This is a genomic window from Cognatundibacterium squillarum (assembly GCF_014652435.1).
Taxonomy (GTDB): domain Bacteria; phylum Pseudomonadota; class Gammaproteobacteria; order Burkholderiales; family Burkholderiaceae_D; genus Undibacterium; species Undibacterium squillarum.
The window spans coordinates 165,557-184,319 of record NZ_BMYU01000005.1; the positions used below are offsets into that span (position 1 = coordinate 165,557).

11 protein-coding genes are annotated in these 18,763 nt (G+C 52.1%); 8 read left to right on the forward strand and 3 right to left on the reverse strand.

Annotated elements, in window-relative coordinates; translation table 11 throughout:
• Positions 1-30: 30 nt before the first annotated feature.
• The 5 genes from bcsA to aroG all read left to right on the forward strand — a co-directional run bounded on the left by bcsA (position 31) and on the right by aroG (position 10,794).
• Positions 31-2,148 carry a UDP-forming cellulose synthase catalytic subunit gene (gene bcsA / locus IE092_RS11745; protein WP_229793152.1) on the forward strand — a complete coding sequence of 706 codons (2,118 nt, stop codon included), beginning with the start codon at positions 31-33 and terminating at the stop codon, positions 2,146-2,148.
• A gap of 50 nt (positions 2,149-2,198) precedes the next feature.
• Positions 2,199-4,505, forward strand: coding sequence for a cellulose biosynthesis cyclic di-GMP-binding regulatory protein BcsB (gene bcsB, locus IE092_RS11750; protein ID WP_189357372.1), 2,307 nt, complete (start codon positions 2,199-2,201; stop codon positions 4,503-4,505).
• Between the two features lie 288 nt (positions 4,506-4,793).
• Positions 4,794-9,026 carry a cellulose biosynthesis protein BcsC gene (locus tag IE092_RS11755; protein ID WP_189357373.1) on the forward strand — a complete coding sequence of 1,411 codons (4,233 nt, stop codon included), beginning with the start codon at positions 4,794-4,796 and terminating at the stop codon, positions 9,024-9,026.
• Position 9,027: 1 nt separating this feature from the next.
• Entirely contained in the window at positions 9,028-9,435 is a 408-nt protein-coding gene (locus tag IE092_RS11760; RefSeq protein WP_189357374.1) for a tetratricopeptide repeat protein, read from the forward strand.
• Positions 9,436-9,732: 297 nt separating this feature from the next.
• A complete protein-coding gene (gene aroG, locus IE092_RS11765) occupies positions 9,733-10,794 on the forward strand; it encodes a 3-deoxy-7-phosphoheptulonate synthase AroG (protein WP_189357375.1) in 1,062 nt (353 codons plus the stop codon).
• Between the two features lie 262 nt (positions 10,795-11,056).
• Here the strand turns inward: aroG and IE092_RS11770 are convergent, their stop codons facing one another.
• Positions 11,057-11,548: a YajQ family cyclic di-GMP-binding protein gene (locus IE092_RS11770; protein WP_189357376.1), complete on the reverse strand. Its 492-nt coding sequence runs from the start codon at positions 11,546-11,548 to the stop codon at positions 11,057-11,059.
• 93 nt (positions 11,549-11,641) lie between these two features.
• On the opposite strand from IE092_RS11770, the gene murB reads away from it, so the two are divergent.
• The 3 genes from murB to IE092_RS11785 all read left to right on the forward strand — a co-directional run bounded on the left by murB (position 11,642) and on the right by IE092_RS11785 (position 16,041).
• Entirely contained in the window at positions 11,642-12,667 is a 1,026-nt protein-coding gene (gene murB, locus IE092_RS11775; protein WP_189357377.1) for a UDP-N-acetylmuramate dehydrogenase, read from the forward strand.
• A 387-nt stretch (positions 12,668-13,054) separates the two neighbouring features.
• Positions 13,055-14,749, forward strand: a complete 1,695-nt coding sequence (locus IE092_RS11780; protein ID WP_189357378.1) for an HD-GYP domain-containing protein — start codon at positions 13,055-13,057, stop codon at positions 14,747-14,749.
• Entirely contained in the window at positions 14,749-16,041 is a 1,293-nt protein-coding gene (locus IE092_RS11785; RefSeq protein ID WP_189357379.1) for a putative bifunctional diguanylate cyclase/phosphodiesterase, read from the forward strand. The genes IE092_RS11780 and IE092_RS11785 overlap by 1 nt, the downstream gene beginning before the upstream one ends.
• 120 nt (positions 16,042-16,161) lie before the next feature.
• Here IE092_RS11785 and IE092_RS11790 read toward each other — a convergent pair whose 3' ends face one another.
• Both IE092_RS11790 and IE092_RS11795 read right to left on the reverse strand, forming a co-directional pair.
• The gene (locus tag IE092_RS11790) at positions 16,162-16,788 is read right to left on the reverse strand and encodes a DUF4124 domain-containing protein (RefSeq protein WP_189357380.1); all 627 of its coding nucleotides are present in this window, start codon (positions 16,786-16,788) and stop codon (positions 16,162-16,164) included.
• Positions 16,789-16,798: 10 nt separating this feature from the next.
• On the reverse strand, positions 16,799-18,712 hold the full coding sequence (locus IE092_RS11795; protein WP_189357381.1) for an ATP-binding cassette domain-containing protein: 1,914 nt from the start codon (positions 18,710-18,712) through the stop codon (positions 16,799-16,801).
• Positions 18,713-18,763 lie beyond the last annotated feature (51 nt).

Genomic DNA, 18,763 nt, shown 5'->3' on the forward strand with positions numbered 1-18,763 from the left:
GGTCGATTGAATGAAACGATCCAGTCACTTGTGAACTGGAGCGGGTGGGAGCATAAAGGCGTACGCATCATAGCGCTGATTCTTGCTGCCGCGTTTTACTGGCTATCGATCAGTATCCCGATGGATCTCATGTTGCAGACACTGTTTTCTGCGGCCATATTCTCTTGTGCGATGTATCTGCGCCGGTATACCGGAACTCTGATTTCACTGATCATGGTAATGTTCTCCATCAGTGCGACCAGCCGGTATGTGTTCTGGCGTATTGCTTACACCATCAATACCGATAACACTATGGATCTGATTTTTGCGCTGATGCTGGTTGGCGCGGAAATCTATGCGTGGATTGTGTTATTGCTGGGTTATCTGCAGACAGCCTGGCCACTGAAACGCAAACCGGTGATTTTGCCGGAAGATACATCCACCTGGCCGACGGTCGATCTTTTCATTCCTTCTTATAACGAAGATCTGGCCGTTGTGAAGCCTACGGTACTGGCGGCGCTTGGTATTGACTGGCCAAGAGATAAACTGAATATCGTTATTCTTGATGATGGACGCCGACCTGAATTTGCAGCGTTTGCAGAAGAGGTCGGCGTACAGTGTTTCACGCGTTCTGATAACAATCATGCTAAAGCGGGCAATATTAACGCCGCGCTCAAGAGAACAACGGGTGAATTCGTTGCTATCTTTGATTGCGACCATATGCCGACGCGCTCATTCCTACAGTACACGATGGGGTGGTTCCTTGTGGATCCAAAGCTGGCCATGATTCAGACACCCCACCATTTTTTGTCGCCGGATCCTTTTGAAAGGAATCTGAATACTTTCCGTAATGTGCCAAATGAAGGTGAATTGTTTTACGGACTGATTCAGGACGGCAATGATTTGTGGAATGCGACTTTCTTTTGTGGCTCTTGTGCAGTCTTGCGACGTAAACCGCTGGAGGAAATCGGCGGTATCGCGGTTGAAACCGTAACGGAAGATGCACATACAGCGTTAAAAATGCAGCGACGGGGCTATAACACCGCATATCTTTCTATTCCTCAGGCGGCAGGGCTAGCAACGGAAAGCTTGTCGGCTCACGTGGGTCAGCGTATTCGCTGGGCACGCGGTATGGCGCAGATTTTTCGGCTGGATAATCCATTGCTCGGTAAAGGATTGTCGTTTGGCCAGCGGCTTTGCTACAGCAACGCGATGCTGCACTTCTTCTATGGCTTTCCGCGTATGGTGTTTTTGCTGGCGCCCTTGTCATATCTGTTTTTTGAGGTACATATTATCAATGCGACGGCTTTGTCGATTGCGGCCTATTCTCTGCCACATTTGCTGCATGCCAATATTACTAACTCGAGAATTCAGGGTGCCCACCGCCACTCATTCTGGGCCGAGGTCTATGAAGCGACGCTGGCGTGGTACATCTTCCGCCCTACGCTGGTTGCTCTGTTTAACCCGAAGCTGGGTAAATTTAATGTGACTGCAAAAGGTGGTCTTGTCGAGAAAGAACATTTTGACTGGGTGATTTCCAAGCCCTACCTTGTCATGCTCGGGCTGAATATTCTTGGTTTATTTGTCGGTGTCGGGCGTGCTTTGTGGTGGAACACCTATGAGCTGGATACTGTCTTACTGAACATTTTGTGGACGATTTATAACCTTGTGATTCTGGGGGCAACGCTGGCTGTCGCCACTGAAACAAAGCAAGTTCGCCGCTCACACCGTGTTCGTGCAACGCTGGATGCTATTCTGCGTCTTCCAACCGGACATTCACTAGTTTGCAAAACGGAAGATTTTTCCATGGGAGGAATGTCTTTCCATGTTCCTGCAAATTTTACGATTGCGCAGGAAACAGAGATTATGGTGTCGTTGTTCAGCTCGACTGGTGAAAGCTATTTCCCGGCCAAGGTTGTGTTTATTAAACCGGGAATGGTGAGTGTACAGTTTTTACCGTTAGACCTCGCACAACAGCGTGAGCTGGTGGCCTGTACGATAGGACGTGCGGACGTATGGCTGAGTTGGTCTGACGAACGTGATGTGGATCACCCTCTGAATGGTTTCAGGGAAATTGCGATGCACAGTGTGCGGGGATTTGCTCGCTTTGGCGCAGGTTTATGGCAACGTGTTCAAGAGAACCGTGGTCTGTGGAAACGACAAAATTAATTCTTATTATCGTGAAAAAAAATATCTTTAGCCTGTCAAAAAACATGACCATGAAAAAGACTATTGCACTTGCAGTCGCATTGTTAATGTCGGTTCCACTTAGTGAGCATGCAGAGGCAAAAGCTAAGAAAAATAAACAAGAAGAGTCAACGCAAAGTCAGGAAAGTGAAAAGGTCGGAGACCCGGCACCAAAGCCACAGACCCCTGTGAAAGTGTATAACATCAGCCTGAAGCAGCTCGGGCAGGGTAGTAGTGTAGAGTTGCGTGGCACAGAAGGGGAGCGGTCATTTCCGTTCACCGTCCGCAGTGATGAAGTGATTACATCCGCAAAAGTCCGTTACGGTCTGACCTATTCACCAGCATTGTTGCCTGATTTGTCGCATGTAAAGGTACTCGTGAACAATGAGCTGGTCGGTGTAGTTCCGCTGCCGCGAGAAGATGCTACCAAGGGGATTGTGCGTGAAGATAAAATTGACCCGCGCTTTTTTGCTGACTTTAATCAACTGACATTTAAGCTGATAGGGCACTACACTCGTGATTGTGAAGATCCGTTTCATTCCAGTTTATGGGCAAGACTGAGTAACACTACGTATCTGGAACTGACAGTTGCACCGATTGAGCTTGCGAACGATCTCGGACTGTTACCCGCACCGTTTTTTGATCGTCGTGATTCTTCGCTGCTGGATTTGCCATTTGTGCTGCCTGCGTCTCCTTCAATGGATTTGCTGAAAAATGCCGGTGCGGTTGCTTCATGGTTTGGTCATCTTGCATCGTATCGTGGAGCCAGATTTCCGGTTGCTGCACAAGGTTTGCCAAAGGGAAATGCAGTCGTTTTCGCCACAGGGAAAGAGGCTCCTGCGAGCGTGCAGTTACCGCTGATCAGCGGACCTACGCTGATGGTAGTACCGAATCCGGTATCGCCGCGTCATAAGTTATTGCTGGTGATGGGCAGAGATATTGCAGAGTTACGTACTGCAACCGAAGCACTGACGCTGGGGCAATTGGCATTGTCCGGCCCTTCAGCAGTGATCAAAAATCTGAAAGAGCCGGAACTGCGTAAGGCTTACGACGCACCTAAATGGCTGCCAACCCATCGTCCTGTTAAATTCGGTGAACTGGCAACGATGGATAGCCTCCAGGTCAGCGGTCTGACACCGGATTTGATTCGCATTAACATGCGTGTAGCACCGGATTTATTTACCTGGCAGCGTGATGGTGTACCGATCGACTTGCGTTATCGCTTTACCCCGCGTCCAACTGTCGATAAATCAACGTTGAATATCGGTATTAACGACGGATTTGTACGTGCACTGTCGCTGTCCGGTGCCGATATTGAAAAAGGCAAAATCAAAGAGTCAGTACTGCTGTTCTTCAAAGAGGGGCACCGGTACGCGCAGGAAGAAGTGCAGGTGCCAACATTCCGAATCGGCGCAGAAAATCAGCTGCAATTCCATTTCTTTTATGATTATCCTAAGCAGGGAGCATGTAAAGACGTTTATCTTGATAACGTCCGGTCTGCGATTGATCCTGATTCAACAATCGATTTTTCAAGTATTCCGCACTACGCGTCATTTCCTAATCTGGCCTTTGTTGCCAACGCAGGATTTCCGTTCACTAAATTTGCAGATTTACAGGAAACGGCGATTGTCATGCCCGATCGTGCCGGCCCGCAGGAAACAGAAGTTTATCTGAACATGATGGGACGTATGGGTGAGTCAACCGGTTATCCTGTACTAAACAGTCATCTGATTCGTGGCTCGGATGCTGAGAAGTTTTCGGATAAAGATTTTCTTGTTATTGCCACCGCCGGAAATCAGCCTTTGCTGAAGCAATGGGCGAAGTACATGCCAATATCGATTGACGAAACGGGTAACCGTTTGCAATTGCCGAGAGGTTTCCTCCGCATACTGGCACGCTGGGGTGGGAAAGATATCGATGATATAGAACGCCGTTCCGGAGAGTTACTGGCGGCTACCGGCAGTGGGTTCGGTGCAATGATGCAGTTTGAATCGCCATTGTCAGGAGGACGCAGTGTGGTAGTGCTGACTGGCGGTGATGGCAAGGGTTTGCTGAACCTGACTGATGGCTTGAATAAATCGGATATCCGCAGTAAATATCAGGGTGATCTTGTGTTGGTCAGAGGTGAGAACGTAGTTAGTGCGCTCATTGGTGATACTTATTATTCCGGGAACTTGCCTTTATGGGCATGGATTAAGTGGAAATTGTCTTCACAGCCATTGACGCTGATTATCTTCTTGATGATTGCATCGATGATCGCGGCAACCATGCTGTTCCGTTATCTGCGTGGAAAAGCGAAAAGCAGGTTGACCGGAGACGGTTCTTCAGAGCAGCACTGATGAACTGAAAACAGCCCCTGATCAGGGGCTGTTTCTTTATTGAACACTGTTCTGTTAAAACAAGTATTCGATGGTTGCAGAGTCAAAATTCGAATTCAGAAGTTATGCTATCTGCAGATTCTCAACAAGGGTTTAGGGTCAATGCAGTGCAGATTCCTGTCGCAAGGCAAACCAAGTATCATAGCTAAACATGAAACACATCGCCCATTCGGGGGGACAACTATGAGTCGCCGTTATAAATCTTTGTTGCTCGCACTTTTATCGTTATATACAACACAGGTTTTTGCCGTGAGTGATTCAGCATTGCAACAGAAATTGCTGGATCAGGCCCATTTCTGGGAGCAGCGCGGACGTGACGACAATGCTGCAGATGCATGGCAAAAGCTGCTGAAGATTGATCCAGCGAATGTGGATGCTATGCTTGCACTCGGGTCGCGTGAGGCACGGCTTGGTAACGCAGAACAGGCGAAGGCATATCTTGGCAGGCTGAGAGAAGTGAAGGCGTCTGCTGCACAGGTACGCCAGTTGGAAGAAGCAATACGCCGTGGCGCAAGCGGAACGAAGAGTCAGCTGGAAGATGCGCGCAAACTGGCGAAACAAGGTGATGCGGATGCTGCGGTAGATAGTTACCGTTCGCTCGGTGACCCATCGCGGTTACGCGGCGACGCTGCACTTGAATATTTTCAGACACTGGCAGGAACCTTGTCAGGTTATCCTGAGGCGCGCAAAGGACTGGAAAAGCTGTCTAAAGAAAATCCCGGAAATACCCGATATGCGCTGGCATATGCGCAGGCACTGACGTACCGCGATCAGTCCAGACCCGAAGGTTTGCATCAGTTGGAGCAACTGACATCGAAGCCGGATGTCGCTCGTGCAGCCAGAGATTCATGGCGTCAGGCACTGAGCTGGATGGGATTGCAAACATCGAATATGCGCTATTTTCAGAGCTATCTGGATAAATTTCCTGACGATAAAACGATACAGGAAAAGCTGACCGCATTAAAAAACCATCAGCAGGAAGCTCAGAACGAGAAAAGCCGGGAATCCCGCCACCGGGAAAAAGCGGTGCGCCCGCCGGTTGAAAATCTGGTGGCTAAGCAGCAGGCAGCTGGTTTCAAAGCATTAGATGACAACGATCTTGCAACAGCTGAAAAAGAATTTGACGCCCTGATGAAATCGCATCCGAAAGATCCGTCCGGTTACGGTGGCATGGGGCTGGTCAAGATGCGTCAGGAAGAGTTCATAGAATCGAGGAAATTATTAAGCAAGGCTGTTTCGATGTCATCAGGAAAAGGTGCATCGAACTGGAAGCAGGCTTATGACAGCGCAAACTACTGGGCGCTGACTGAGGAAGCGCGGAATGCATTTGAAGATGGTGAAAGTCTGAAAGGTATCGGCTTACTGAAAAAAGCAGTAGCACTGAATCCAAAAGAACCATCCGGTATTTTGCAACTGGCCGATGCGCTGAAGGCGGAGAATGATCTCGCCGGTGCAGAAGAAAACTATAAGCGTGTCTTTACAGACGATAAAACTAATACCCGCGCAATTGACGGTCTGGTTGGCATTTATTCGCTGCAAAAGCGGGTGCAGGATCTGGATGCCCTGAGCCCGTTTATGATTCCGCGCCAGCTGGCCATTCTGGCCAACAGTAAAGCGGAAGAATTGCTGGAAAAAGCGAAGAAAGCAGAAGCGGCCGGTGATCTGGCGACAGCGCAGTCAGCGCTGGAAGATGCAATTCTGGTCAAGCCGGAAGATGCATGGTTGCGAATGGGGCTGGCGAAGCTGTATCAGAAACAGAATATGCCGGGACAGGCGCGTGCATTGCTGGATGCGCTGACGAATGTGGAAAAACCGGATCCGGAAGCACTGTACGTCAGTGCGATGCTCAGTGAGATGCAATCGTTGTGGTGGGAGGGGATGATAACGCTGGAGCGTATTCCGGAAAAATCCCGTAATGCGGCCATGACCTCCTTGCAAAAGCGCCTCTGGTTGAAAGTGCAACTGGATCGTCTCGACGCGATGAATAAACGTGGTTACACCGATCAGGTTCGGGAATTGCTGGCAAGGGTGGATGCTGCGGCCGCAAATGATCCGGAATTTGTCGGTACGATTGCTTCGCTGTATATCAAACTGGGCGATAAAGAACGCGGTTTCAGTATGATCAAACAGCTGGTGCAAAATACCAAGGAACCGAAAGCCGGCCTGATGCTGCAATATGCCAGCGTCCTGATGCAAATGAATCAGGAAGCGGAGCTGGAAGCGGTAATGCGCAAAGTCGCAGCGATGCCGAAACTCAGTGAGGATGAAGTTCTGTCGTTCCGGCAATTGCAGCGTGCGCTCGCAATGCGTTATTCCGAACGTGCGCGCGAAGCAGGCGATTATGCAGCGGCATATACCTATATCCAGCCCATGCTGATTGAATCGCCGGAAGATAATCTGCTGTTACTGACGCTGGCACGTATTTATTCTTCGGCCGGTGATACTGATCCTGCCCGTGAGCTGTATCAGAAAGTCATGGAAACTGATCCGGAAAATCCGGAAGTGCTGCAGGGACTGGTGTTTGCAGCGATTCAGGTGAAAGATCTGGATGGCGCACAGCGCTATCTGGATACACTGATGAAATTGCAGCCGGAGAATCCGCGTTTTGTTGCGCTGGCCGGCAATGTCGCCAGAGCCAAAGGACAAAACAGCAAGGCACTGGGCTATTTCAAAAAAGCGCTGGCAATGGAGCAGGCACAGCGCCCGCTGGCGGGAAAATCTGATCAGATTCGTCTGGTGGATGCTGCAGCACCAGCTGTCACAAACTTCAAAGTCAATCCGTTTGCCGAAAAGCAGGCAGAAGCAAAAGCTGCGGTAATTAAACCCGTGGTTCCGGGACCTGTGCTGCGCGAAGTTCCACAGCTGGGGCCGCAGCATCAGATTCCGCAGACACCGAAACCCGTGCAGCCAAACAGTGCTGTCGTGCCTGCATCTGCGGTCGCGTCGGCTGCACAACCTGTTCTGAAACCCGTGCAGACGGCCTCAGCGACCACAGCAGCAGTTTCTCCTGCTCCGGTGCTGACACAAGTACCGACACCAACACTGAACCGTTCTGTTGAAGCGCCGGGCGCATTGGCGCAGTCTGACTCTCCGGCGCAGGTCACAGTACCGTCCGCGCCACGTGCGCAAACAGCACAAGCGGCATCGACAGCGGTGCAGGCACAGAACACAACCCGTCGTGTGACGACGGCGTCTGCCAAATCCCGTCAGCAGCCGGATGTGTCGCCGGAAGAACTGGCGCTGCAAAAAGAAATCGACTCGCTGAGCGAATTAAACCGCTCTGAAATAACGGCAGGGGTGTCGCTGCGTGCCCGCAGCGGGCAATCCGGTTTGTCGCAAATGAAAACAACTGAAGTACCGATTGAGGGGCATCTGACCACGCTGGGCATGGGCAACTTCGGGCTGAAGATTATTCCGGTTGTGCTGGACTCCGGCACACTGGATCTGAACGATACCAATGTTGCCGGTCAGTACGGGAAGAATCTGATTCTGAACGAAAGAGCAAAGTTTGCCGGTACGCCGTTCACGACCGTAGCGAAAGCGCAGGGATTAAACTCGGTTGCTGCGATTCAGCAGGAAGCACGTGGAACGGCGCTGCAGATCAGTTATGAACTGAACGGATTTAAGCTGGATCTCGGCAGCAGCCCGTCCGGATTCCCGGTACGCAATGTGGTTGGCGGTATTAAATGGTCCGGTCAGTTTGACGGTGTCGGTGTCAGCGCCGAACTGTCGCGCCGCTCTGTGACCGACAGTATTTTGTCGTTCGCCGGTGCATCAGACAGCGTTTATCAACTGCAATGGGGTGGCGTGACGAAAAACGGCGGCCGTTTTGATGTTTCTTATGACACGGATGAAGGTGGCGTCTACGGTGGAGCCGGTGCGTATGCGCTGACCGGTAAAAATGTGGTGCGTAACAGCAGCGTGGATGCCGGTGGCGGTGTGTACTGGAAGGCGCTGAAAACCAAGGACAGTATGCTGACAGCCGGTGTCGGTATGACAGCAATGTTTTATCGTCAGAATCTGCGTTATTTCACCTATGGTCACGGCGGTTATTTCAGTCCGCAATCATATCTGGCGCTGAATGTGCCGGTGGAGTGGAGTGGTCGCAGCGGTAAATTGTCGTATCTGTTCGGTGGTGCGGTTGGTGTGCAGCACTTTAAAGAAGATGCATCGCTGATTTATCCGTTCTCTCCGGCCGATCAGGCGGAGCTGGTGCAGTTTGCTGCAGCGAATCCGACGCTGAATATTGCAACGTCTTACAAAGGGCAGACCCATACCGGTTTGCAGTATAAGCTGATGGGTTCGCTGGAATATCTGTTTAATCCTTACTTTGCGCTGGGTGGGCGATTCTCTGTCGATAATTCCGGTGATTTCACTGATGCTGCCGGCATGATTTATCTGCGCTATACCTTTGAACCGCGCCGCAGTGCACCGGCTTTCCCGCCAGTTGTGCCACGCAATTACACACAACAGGGGAACTGAGATGAAGACATTATTTGCAGCGGTTTGCCTGAGCCTTTCCGGTGTGGTGCTGGCAGGTGATTTACAGTCCGAAGGAAAAACCGCTTTGTCAGAAGGGGACGCCGCATCGGCCATCATCAAATTCACCGAGGCTGCCAAAGTCAATCCGTTTGATCCGGCTGCGCTGAATAATCTGGCGGTGGCACTGGCGGCGCAGGGTAATTATGAGAAAGCACTGGAAACGCTGGAACGTGCTTACCGCCTCGCGCCGACGCGTGGCGATATTCAGGCAAATCTGCAATCCATGCGCACCTGGGTGGCAAGGAATGCACCGCAGATTCAGTTGAAGGAAAGCAAGGCAAAACCTGTGGTCAATACGTATCCGGATGCGGATATTCCACCGGAACCGCCACCTCTCTGGAAAAAATAACGCAGAAAGCCTGACGCAGCCCCTTGCATCTTGCTGAAATTTGATGCACTATCGTTTGAATCGACTGCCGCAGAAATGCAGGCACCAACTTTATTGAATGAAAAATGACTTTTTCCCGCTTCTTTTTCTTTTTTTACTTTAGCTATTCCCAGCCAGTGGCGGTCGGAATACGGTAAGTGCTTGCAGAAAAGAAAGCGAACCAGATTCAGAAAAACCGCCAGCGATGGCGGTTTTTTTTTAGCCTTCAAATTGTTTCAGTATCTTTTTTAATTATCAGATTCCATTCAGGAGAACACTATGCAACGCACCGATGACTTGCGCATCCGGGAAATGAAAGAGCTGGTTCCGCCATCCCATCTGATTCGTGAATTTGCCTGCTCGAATACCGCGTCGGAAACTGTCGCCTCGGCACGTCAGGCGCTGCACCGCATTCTGCACGGTCAGGATGACCGTCTGATGGTGGTGATCGGCCCTTGCTCTATCCATGACACCAAAGCAGCGATGGAGTATGCGCATCGTCTGGCGGCGGAGCGTCAGCGCTTCATCGGCGAGCTGGAAATCGTGATGCGTGTGTACTTTGAAAAACCGCGTACCACAGTGGGCTGGAAAGGTCTGATCAATGATCCTTACATGGATAACAGCTTCCGCATCAACGATGGTTTGCGTATCGCACGTGAATTGCTGGTGAATATCAATGAACTCGGATTGCCGGCCGGTACCGAATATCTGGACGTGATCAGCCCGCAATACATCGCGGATCTGGTTAGCTGGGGTGCAATCGGTGCGCGTACTACCGAATCGCAGGTACACCGCGAGCTGGCTTCCGGTTTGTCCTGCCCAGTCGGGTTCAAAAACGGTACCGACGGCAACGTCAAGATTGCGGTCGATGCGATCAAAGCTTCGTCGCAGCCGCATCATTTCTTATCGGTGACAAAAGGCGGCCATTCCGCGATTGTGTCCACCAATGGCAATGAAGACTGCCACATCATTCTGCGCGGTGGTAAAACGCCGAATTACGATGCCGCCAGCGTGGAAGCAGCATGTCAGGACATCGCCAAATCCGGTCTTGCAGCGCGTCTGATGATCGATGCCTCACACGCCAACAGTTCCAAAGTACCGGCGAATCAGGTACCGGTGTGCGCTGACATTGGCAATCAGATCGCCGGCGGCGATACCCGTATCGTGGGCGTGATGGTGGAATCGCATCTGGTGGCAGGTCGTCAGGATCTGGTGCCGGGTAAAGAGCTGGTTTACGGCCAGTCTGTTACCGATGGTTGTATCGACTGGGAATCCAGCGTGCAAGTACTGGAAGGTCTGGCCGCGGCAGTACGTCAGCGCCGTCTGGCGCAACCGGAATAAGGATGTCATGTATCCTTGGCTGTGCAAATATCGTCATCTGATGATTTGCAAGGCCCGGACTTTCTGCCGACGACCGCCGGATCGCTGTGCTGAAAACCGCATTTGAGGCAAAAAATGCCGTTTTTCAGCTTCCGACGGGCAGACGGACAGGTCTGTCGCCGGTCAGCGTAAAAAGCCCATGAAAAAGCGCTGTTTCCTTTTCGGGAAAACAGCGCTTTTTTTGCCTGTGCATCAGGTTACAGGCGGCAGGTTCTGCACAGAATCAGTCGCGGAAGTTATTAAATTCCAGCGGCAGATCTTTCATATCTTTACGCAGCAAGGCCATTGCAGCCTGCAGATCATCACGTTTCGCACCCTGAATACGTACCGCGTCGCCCTGAATGCTGGCCTGTACTTTCATCTTGCTGTCTTTGATGATTTTGACGATTTTCTTGGCGTTTTCCTGCTCAATGCCTTTTTTTACGGTGATGGTTTGTTTGACTTTGTCACCGCTGATTTTTTCGATTTTGCCTTTGTCCAGAAAGCGCACGTCCACATTGCGTTTGCCCATGGTTTGCGTCATTTCGATCATGATCTGATCCAGATGGAAGTCAGAGTCAGCATAGATAATGATTTCGCGTTCTTTATCTTTCAGTTCCAGTTTGGCGCTGGTGCCTTTCAGATCGAAGCGGTTAGTGATGACTTTGTTCGCCTGATTGACCGCGTTTTTGACTTCTTCCATGTTCGCTTCGGAAACGGTATCAAAAGATGGCATAGTTTTTCCTTTTCATGTTCATTGATTTGATATCCGCCATTTTATCAAAAGCATGCAACCCTCACGGGGCGATGCCGCTATAATGCCCGCCTTATGAAGCCGAATTTACCTGTTTTACGTCATATTTCTTTAAGTGCCGACAATACTTTCGGGATTGCTGCGGTCGCCGATGCCTTCATGGAAATCAGCGACGCTGCACAACTGGCAGCGCTGGCAGATGATCCGCAATGGTCAGCCATGCCGCGCCTGATCCTGGGCGGCGGCAGTAATCTGGTCTTGTCCGATCAGATTCCGCGTCTGGTACTGAAAATGACAGGTAAGGGCATTGCGATCAGTGCTGAAGATGCAGACTATGTGTATGTGACCGCGCAGGCCGGCGAACGCTGGCATGATCTGGTGCGCTGGACGCTGGCGCAGGGACTGGGAGGGCTGGAAAACCTGTCGCTGATTCCGGGTACTGCCGGTGCAGCGCCGGTACAGAACATTGGCGCTTACGGCCTCGAATTAAAAGATGTGTTCAGTCATCTGGAGGCATGGGATTTTGCGTCACGTGCGCTGCGGCGCTTTACGCTGGAAGAATGCTGCTTTGCTTACCGCGACAGTATTTTCAAACAGGCTTGGAAAGACCGTGCCGCCATTCTGAGTATTACCTTACGTTTGCCACGCCGCTGGACACCGAAACTGGCTTACGCTGATTTGCAGAAATACTTTGCCGGTCGTGATCTGGCAACTCTCAGCGCTACGGAAATCAGCGATGGTGTCGTGCAGATTCGTCAGCAAAAACTGCCTGATCCCGCTGTGATTGGTAACGCAGGCAGTTTCTTCAAAAATCCGGTCGTCAGTGCAGCGCAGCATGCTGAACTGCAACAGGCATTTCCGGCGCTGGTCAGCTATCCGGCAGGGGAACAGTTCAAACTCGCCGCCGGCTGGCTGATTGATCAGTGTGGCTGGAAAGGGCAGGCGCTCGGCGCTGCCGGTGTTTATCACAAACAAGCGCTGGTGCTGGTGAATCTGGGTGGCGCGACCGGTGCTAACATTCGTGCACTGGCACAAACGATACAGCAGGATGTGCAGCAACGCTTTGGCGTGCTGCTGGAACCTGAGCCGGTATTTGTCTGATTGTCAAAGCTTGTGAAACTGCTTCTCAATTTGTAAGTTAAGACCTATCCTTGAAGCCTGTCGATGCTATCGTCGTTAAACGTTGACGGCGCTCATCGCTTTTGCTGAAAATTTTGCAAAATTTTTTTTTATGTGTATCCATAAGACATGGATGCGCTGTGCCGTTTCCGCCTTCAGAAATTCCTGAACTGACAAGCTGATTTGTGCAGTCGCAGAGACAAAACACAATGCATCAGATTAATATATTGAATGCATATTGCAAGCTTCGTGCGCTACATTGATACGAAGTAATACGTACTGTGCGTGCCAAAGTGAAATGTGGTGCATGGCAACAGATATTCAGAATGAACAGCGGTAACGTGATGTCGATGTCGGATTGGTTTAGGAATGCGCGAAAAAAGAAAATTACGTCAGAGTCTGGTAATCAGCGTTCATGACTTGCGCACTGGCATGTTTGTCAGTGAGCTCGATCGTCCGTGGGAAGAGACGAGTTTTCTGATTCAGGGTTTTTTGCTGACAGAGTTGCTGGATCTGCAAACCCTGAAGAATATGGTCAGCCATGTCACGATTGATCCCAGCCGCAGCGACCAGTCTTCTTTACTGCATTTGCCGTGGGACAGTTTCCACGAAGAAGTGGCAGATGTCACACCGGATTTTGAAAAAACGGTTCCCGGTGTCCGTGTCGTGTATACCGCACCACCCGGACATAATTCGGTAATGGACAAGGTGAAGCAAGTGCTGAAGCCAGAACCGCCGCGCGTACCGGGTTCTGCGATTCGCGATGCACGCCGCATGGCTGGTAATGGTCAGGTGCGCCAGCCCGCGCCGTATTTTCTGCGTTACGAAGTACACGCTGCCGAGCAGCGAGATGAAACCAAAGCGGAAAGCAGCAGCAGTCTGCTGCCACCGTCGAACGCTTCATTTTCACAATTTATCGCCACCCTGTATCCGCGTGATGTGGTTTATGCACCACTGAGTTTGTATGAAAAGGTGCAGGACTGGGTGGTGTCATGGAACCGCGCCAAACCGGTCAGCGATACCCGTCAGCGGCGACATTTTCCGCGCCGCCAGCGCCATCCGGATTACATCCCTGATAATTTGCATCTGGTCATTTACAGAGACCGTGCACCGATGCAGGAAGAGCTGGTACGGGCTACGCATGCCATTGAACGCACCACTGCGTTTTTGCAAACCTTATATGAAGATTTGCGTGCAGGGCGTGAACTGACGGTAGAGCAAGTGCAGCCGGCTGTACAGTTGCTGTCGGAATCGGTGATTGCTAACCCGTCTGCACTGATGTGGCTGGTACGCATGCAAAGCGAGGATGTGGAAACGTATAACCACGGTATCAAGGTTGCCGTCTATCTGATGGTGCTGGGGCGTTATCTGGGATTTGCCCGTCCGCAGCTGAATGAACTGGGGTTGATCGGATTGCTGCTGGATGTCGGCAAACTGAATCTGCCGGACGATGTGCTGAAAAAACCGGGCAAGCTGGAACCGGATGAAATGGACATGATGCGTACGCACGTCGAAGCCAGTCTGAACAAACTGCAGAGTAACGGCCCGCTGTCTCACAATGTCTATCTGGGCATCAGTCAGCATCACGAACGTATGGATGGCAGCGGTTATCCCGCCGGACTGAAAGGCGCTGAAATCAGTATTTTCGGACGTATGGCGGCGATTGCTGACAGCTTTGCGGCGATGACGTCCGAGCGTTCGTATGACTCAACCCGTTCAGCCTTTGATGCGATGAAGGAATTGTTCAAAGAAGCGGGGCCACAGTTGCATGAGCCGCTGGTGGAAGATTTTGTGCAGGCGATCGGTATTTTCCCGGTTGGCAGTCTGATCGAATTATCCACCGGTGAAGCCGCGATTGTGCTGGAGCACAACAAAGTCCGCCGTCTGGAGCCCAAAATTCTGGTGCTGACCGATGCAAATAAAAAAGAACGTGAACAACCGGCGGTACTGAATCTGATGCGTCAGGAACCGGCATCCGGACAGGAAACGATCCGTATTCTGCGTGGTCTGCCTGATGGCGCTTATGGCATCGACAGTCGTCGTTTTTATCAGGCGAGAGCGTAATGGATACTGAACAAAGCCACGCAAGTTGTCTGCATCACTGCGCTGAGTTTGCGGTGCGTTTGCAGCAGGAAATCGATAATGCGAGACCGGACCGCACGCTGGCGCTGCTGGTGCTGCATTTACAGCGCAGCGACCGGATTATTTCCCTGATTTCTCCAAGCTATGCTGATGTGATCCGCCAGCGCTTGTGGGAGCGTCTGCGTCCCGGTCTGCGCGATCAGGATGTGGCCGTGTTTGCCAGCGATAACGAATGCTGGCTGATGCTGCCCGGGCTGGCTGCGCCGGAGCTGGTGTTGCTGGCGATTCACCGTATTCTGACCACGCTGGATGTGCCGCTGATGCTGGACAGCCACAGCGTGCATTTCAGTCCTGCCATTGGTGTGGCGGTTACGCCGGTCACAGGTCTGACGTCCACCACCATGATACGCATGGCCGATCAGGCACAAAAGCGCGCATCGGCAGAGCACTTGCGGTATGCGTTTGCCGAGCAGGATATTAAAACCAGCCTGCTGCCGGAAAACCTGCCCAAGCTGGTGGCGGAAGTGATCGAAGCGAATGCGCTGAATGTGGTGTATCAGCCGAAAGTCGATATCCATACCCATCGTGTGGTGGCAGTGGAGGCGCTGGTGCGCTGGCCGTCGGATCATCCGCAATTTGTACCGGTGAATGAACTGATTGAGACGGTAGAGCGCTGCGGTATGGTGGAAGCGCTGACCCTGCAGGTACTGACCACGGTCTTGCGCGAATCCTCCGGCTGGCAGGCACAGGGGCTGGATGTGAAAATCTGGATCAACCTGTCGGCGCGTTTGCTGAACCAGCCGGAATTGCCGCGCACACTGGCGCATAAGCTGGAAGTCTGGTTTGCCGCGTCCGGCAGTATCGGTCTGGAAATCACGGAAAGTGCGCTGATCCGCGATCTGGAGCAAACCGTGGAAGTGCTGACCGAGCTCAAGCGTCTGGGTTTTGCACTGGCGATTGATGATTTTGGTACCGGTTATTCCTCGCTGGCCTATCTGCGCCGCTTCCCGATCGACGAATTAAAAATCGACCGCGTATTCGTCGATTCCATGACCGATTCGGTACAGGATGAGCAAATCGTCAAAAGTATTGTCGATCTGGCGCACAACTTTGGTTTGCCGGTGGTGGCGGAGGGTGCCGAGCGTGCGGAAACCGTGGACATGCTCAGAAAAATGGGTTGCGATCAGGTGCAAGGGTATTACTTTGCGAAACCGATGCCAGCCAGTCAGTTACTCAAGTGGTGTGCAGATTTCCATTTGAAGCATGCCCGCTAGTCCAGGGAATTCGCGGACAACGACAAAAAACTGTGCCGGAGTCCGCATTTCAGGCGATTTTCAGCGTTTTCAGGCAGTCGGAAGCAGGTAGCGCAGTTTGCTACCTGCCGTGATGATGCGTCAGCGTGTACAGCCAAATTCAGCCAGCTGCTTATTTACATCTTCCGGCTTGTACGGCGCGTTCTGTTTTGCTTCTCCGGTCAGTCCCTGTTGCTGCTGACCAAGTCCGGACAGCGCAGTGCGCAGTTTGTCACACAATTCTTTTTGTTGCGGGCCGCTGGCGGGTTTGGCGGCAGGGGCTGCCGTTTGTGGCGTAGATGCTGCTGCCGGTTTGGTTTCCGCAACAGGCGGGGCAGGGCGCGCGCCACTGCGTTCAGCCACTCTGTCCATGCACAGCTTTTCAATCTGCTGTTTGATTTCCAGCGAATTGCCTTTCAGGCTGTACACATCGCTGACCAGACGACGGCGGTCTTCAGAATCGGAACCTTCCATTGCACGGGCCAGCGTCGCACCGGCTTCCCGCATCCATGCAATGCGTTTTGCTTCATCACCCTGACGCACACAGACCGGATCAACGGCTGGTTTGGGCTGTGCAGGCGGTGCTTCTGCCTGACTGATGATTTGCCCTTTCTGACCCGGCGCACACGCATGATCCTGATAGCTGTTGCCGCATTTGTACATGGTCTGCGCCATAACAGGAAATGCGATCATCAGTAAACAACCCGGTATCAGCGTGCTTTTGCGCATGGTTTTCCTCTTAGTTTTGTTTGCTCTCTATTGCTTCCCAGCGCTCCAGCGCGTTCAGCAATTGTTCATCCAGTTCAGCATAGCGGCTGTGTAACTGATTGGCGCGGTCAGGGCCGTTTTTATACAGATCGGCGTCATTTAACTGCGTCGTAATGTCAGCCTGTTCCGCTTCCAGTTTTGCAATCAGCGCCGGTAATTCATCCAGCTCGCGCTGCTCTTTGTAGCTCAGCTTCTTGCGTGCACCGGCAGCTTTGTTCTCTTCCGCAGGTTTTACTGCTGCTTTTTCCTGTTTTGGCGCTGCCGCTTTTTCAGTCTGTTGCTGCGCCAGCGTGCGCTGGTAACGTTCCCAGTCGGTATAACCGCCGACATATTCACGCCACAGACCGTCGCCTTCCGATGCAATCACCTGTGTGACCACATTGTCGAGGAAGGTGCGGTCATGGCTGACCAGAAATACCGTACCGTCGTAATCGGTCAGCAATTCTTCCAGCAATTCCAGCGTATCGATATCCAGATCATTGGTCGGTTCGTCCAGTACCAGCACATTCGCAGGCTTGGCGAACAAACGTGCCAGCAGCAAACGGTTACGCTCACCACCGGACAGGGATTTAACCGGAGAACGCGCACGTTCCGGCGCAAACAGGAAGTCACCCAGATACGACATCACGTGCTTGCGCTGCCCATTGACTTCAACCCAGTCACTGCCCGGAGAAATGGTTTCAGCCAGACTGATTTCTTCATTCAGTTGCGCACGCATCTGGTCAAAATACGCAACCTGCAAACGTGCGCCTTGTTTCACCGTACCGCTGTCCGGTGCCAGTTCGCCCAGAATCAGTTTCAGCAGCGTGGTTTTACCCGCGCCATTCGGCCCGATCAGACCAACTTTATCGCCACGCATCAGCGTGCCGGTGAATTGCTGTACCACGCGTTTATCACCGTAGATTTTGCTGACCGCTTCCAGCTCCGCCACAATCTTGCCGGAACGTTCGCCGGTGGTGATGTCCAGTTTGACCTGCCCTTGCTGATCGCGGCGCGCACTGCGTTCCAGACGCATTTGCTCCAGACGGCGCACGCGGCCTTCATCGCGGCAGCGGCGTGCTTTCACGCCTTTACGTATCCAGACTTCTTCCTGTGCCAGCAATTTATCGAACTTTGCGTTCTCAGTTTCTTCGATATCCAGCAATTCTGCTTTACGTGTCTGATAGGCGGCGAAATTGCCGGGGAAAGACAACAGGCGGCCACGGTCCAGCTCCACGATGCGGGTAGCGACATTGTCCAGAAAACTGCGGTCATGCGTGATAAACAGAATCGAACCACGGAATTCGCGCAGCAAGCCTTCCAGCCACTGAATCGAAGAGAAATCCAGATGGTTAGTCGGTTCATCGAGCAGCAACACGTCCGGCCCGCTGACCAGTGCCGCTGCCAGCGCCACCCGCTTACGAGTACCACCGGATAAGCTGCCGACCGTTACCGATTTATCCAGATTCAGCTTCGCCAGCACGGTTTCCACTTTGTTCGGCAAATTCCAGGCATCGGCCGCATCCAGTTTCAGCTGAATGTCGTGCATCTTATCCATTACTGCCGCATCATCGTCGCCACCGAACTGAGCTGTCAGGCTTTCATATTCCTGCAGTAATTGCTGCCATTCACCAAGACCGCTGGCAACTGCGTCAAATACCGAGATTTCCGGCGCGAACTGCGGCTCCTGCTCAACATAGGCAATGCGTATGCCTTGCTGCATCACCAGCAGGCCATCATCCATGCGCGAAGTTTTCGCGATGATTTTCAGTAAGGAAGATTTACCGGTGCCGTTACGGCCGATCAGACCGACACGCTCACCGGCCTCCAGAGAAAATTCAGCATGATCCAGCAATGCGACGTGGCCGAATGCCAGCTGGGCATTGGTCAGAGAAATAACTGCCATAAGGGATTCCGAGTCAGAAACAGAGCGGTGCAGCGGCGCCGCACACAAAAC

Excerpts from the sequence above, each read along its gene's own strand:
- IE092_RS11760 (WP_189357374.1), top strand. The coding sequence starts at position 9,028 with ATGAAGACATTATTTGCAGCGGTTTGCCTGAGCCTTTCCGGTGTGGTG.
- IE092_RS11795 (WP_189357381.1), bottom strand. The coding sequence starts at position 18,712 with ATGGCAGTTATTTCTCTGACCAATGCCCAGCTGGCATTCGGCCACGTC.
- aroG (WP_189357375.1), top strand. The coding sequence starts at position 9,733 with ATGCAACGCACCGATGACTTGCGCATCCGGGAAATGAAAGAGCTGGTT.
- bcsB (WP_189357372.1), top strand. The coding sequence starts at position 2,199 with ATGAAAAAGACTATTGCACTTGCAGTCGCATTGTTAATGTCGGTTCCA.
- murB (WP_189357377.1), top strand. The coding sequence starts at position 11,642 with ATGAAGCCGAATTTACCTGTTTTACGTCATATTTCTTTAAGTGCCGAC.
- IE092_RS11770 (WP_189357376.1), bottom strand. The coding sequence starts at position 11,548 with ATGCCATCTTTTGATACCGTTTCCGAAGCGAACATGGAAGAAGTCAAA.
- IE092_RS11790 (WP_189357380.1), bottom strand. The coding sequence starts at position 16,788 with ATGCGCAAAAGCACGCTGATACCGGGTTGTTTACTGATGATCGCATTT.
- IE092_RS11785 (WP_189357379.1), top strand. The coding sequence starts at position 14,749 with ATGGATACTGAACAAAGCCACGCAAGTTGTCTGCATCACTGCGCTGAG.
- IE092_RS11780 (WP_189357378.1), top strand. The coding sequence starts at position 13,055 with ATGCGCGAAAAAAGAAAATTACGTCAGAGTCTGGTAATCAGCGTTCAT.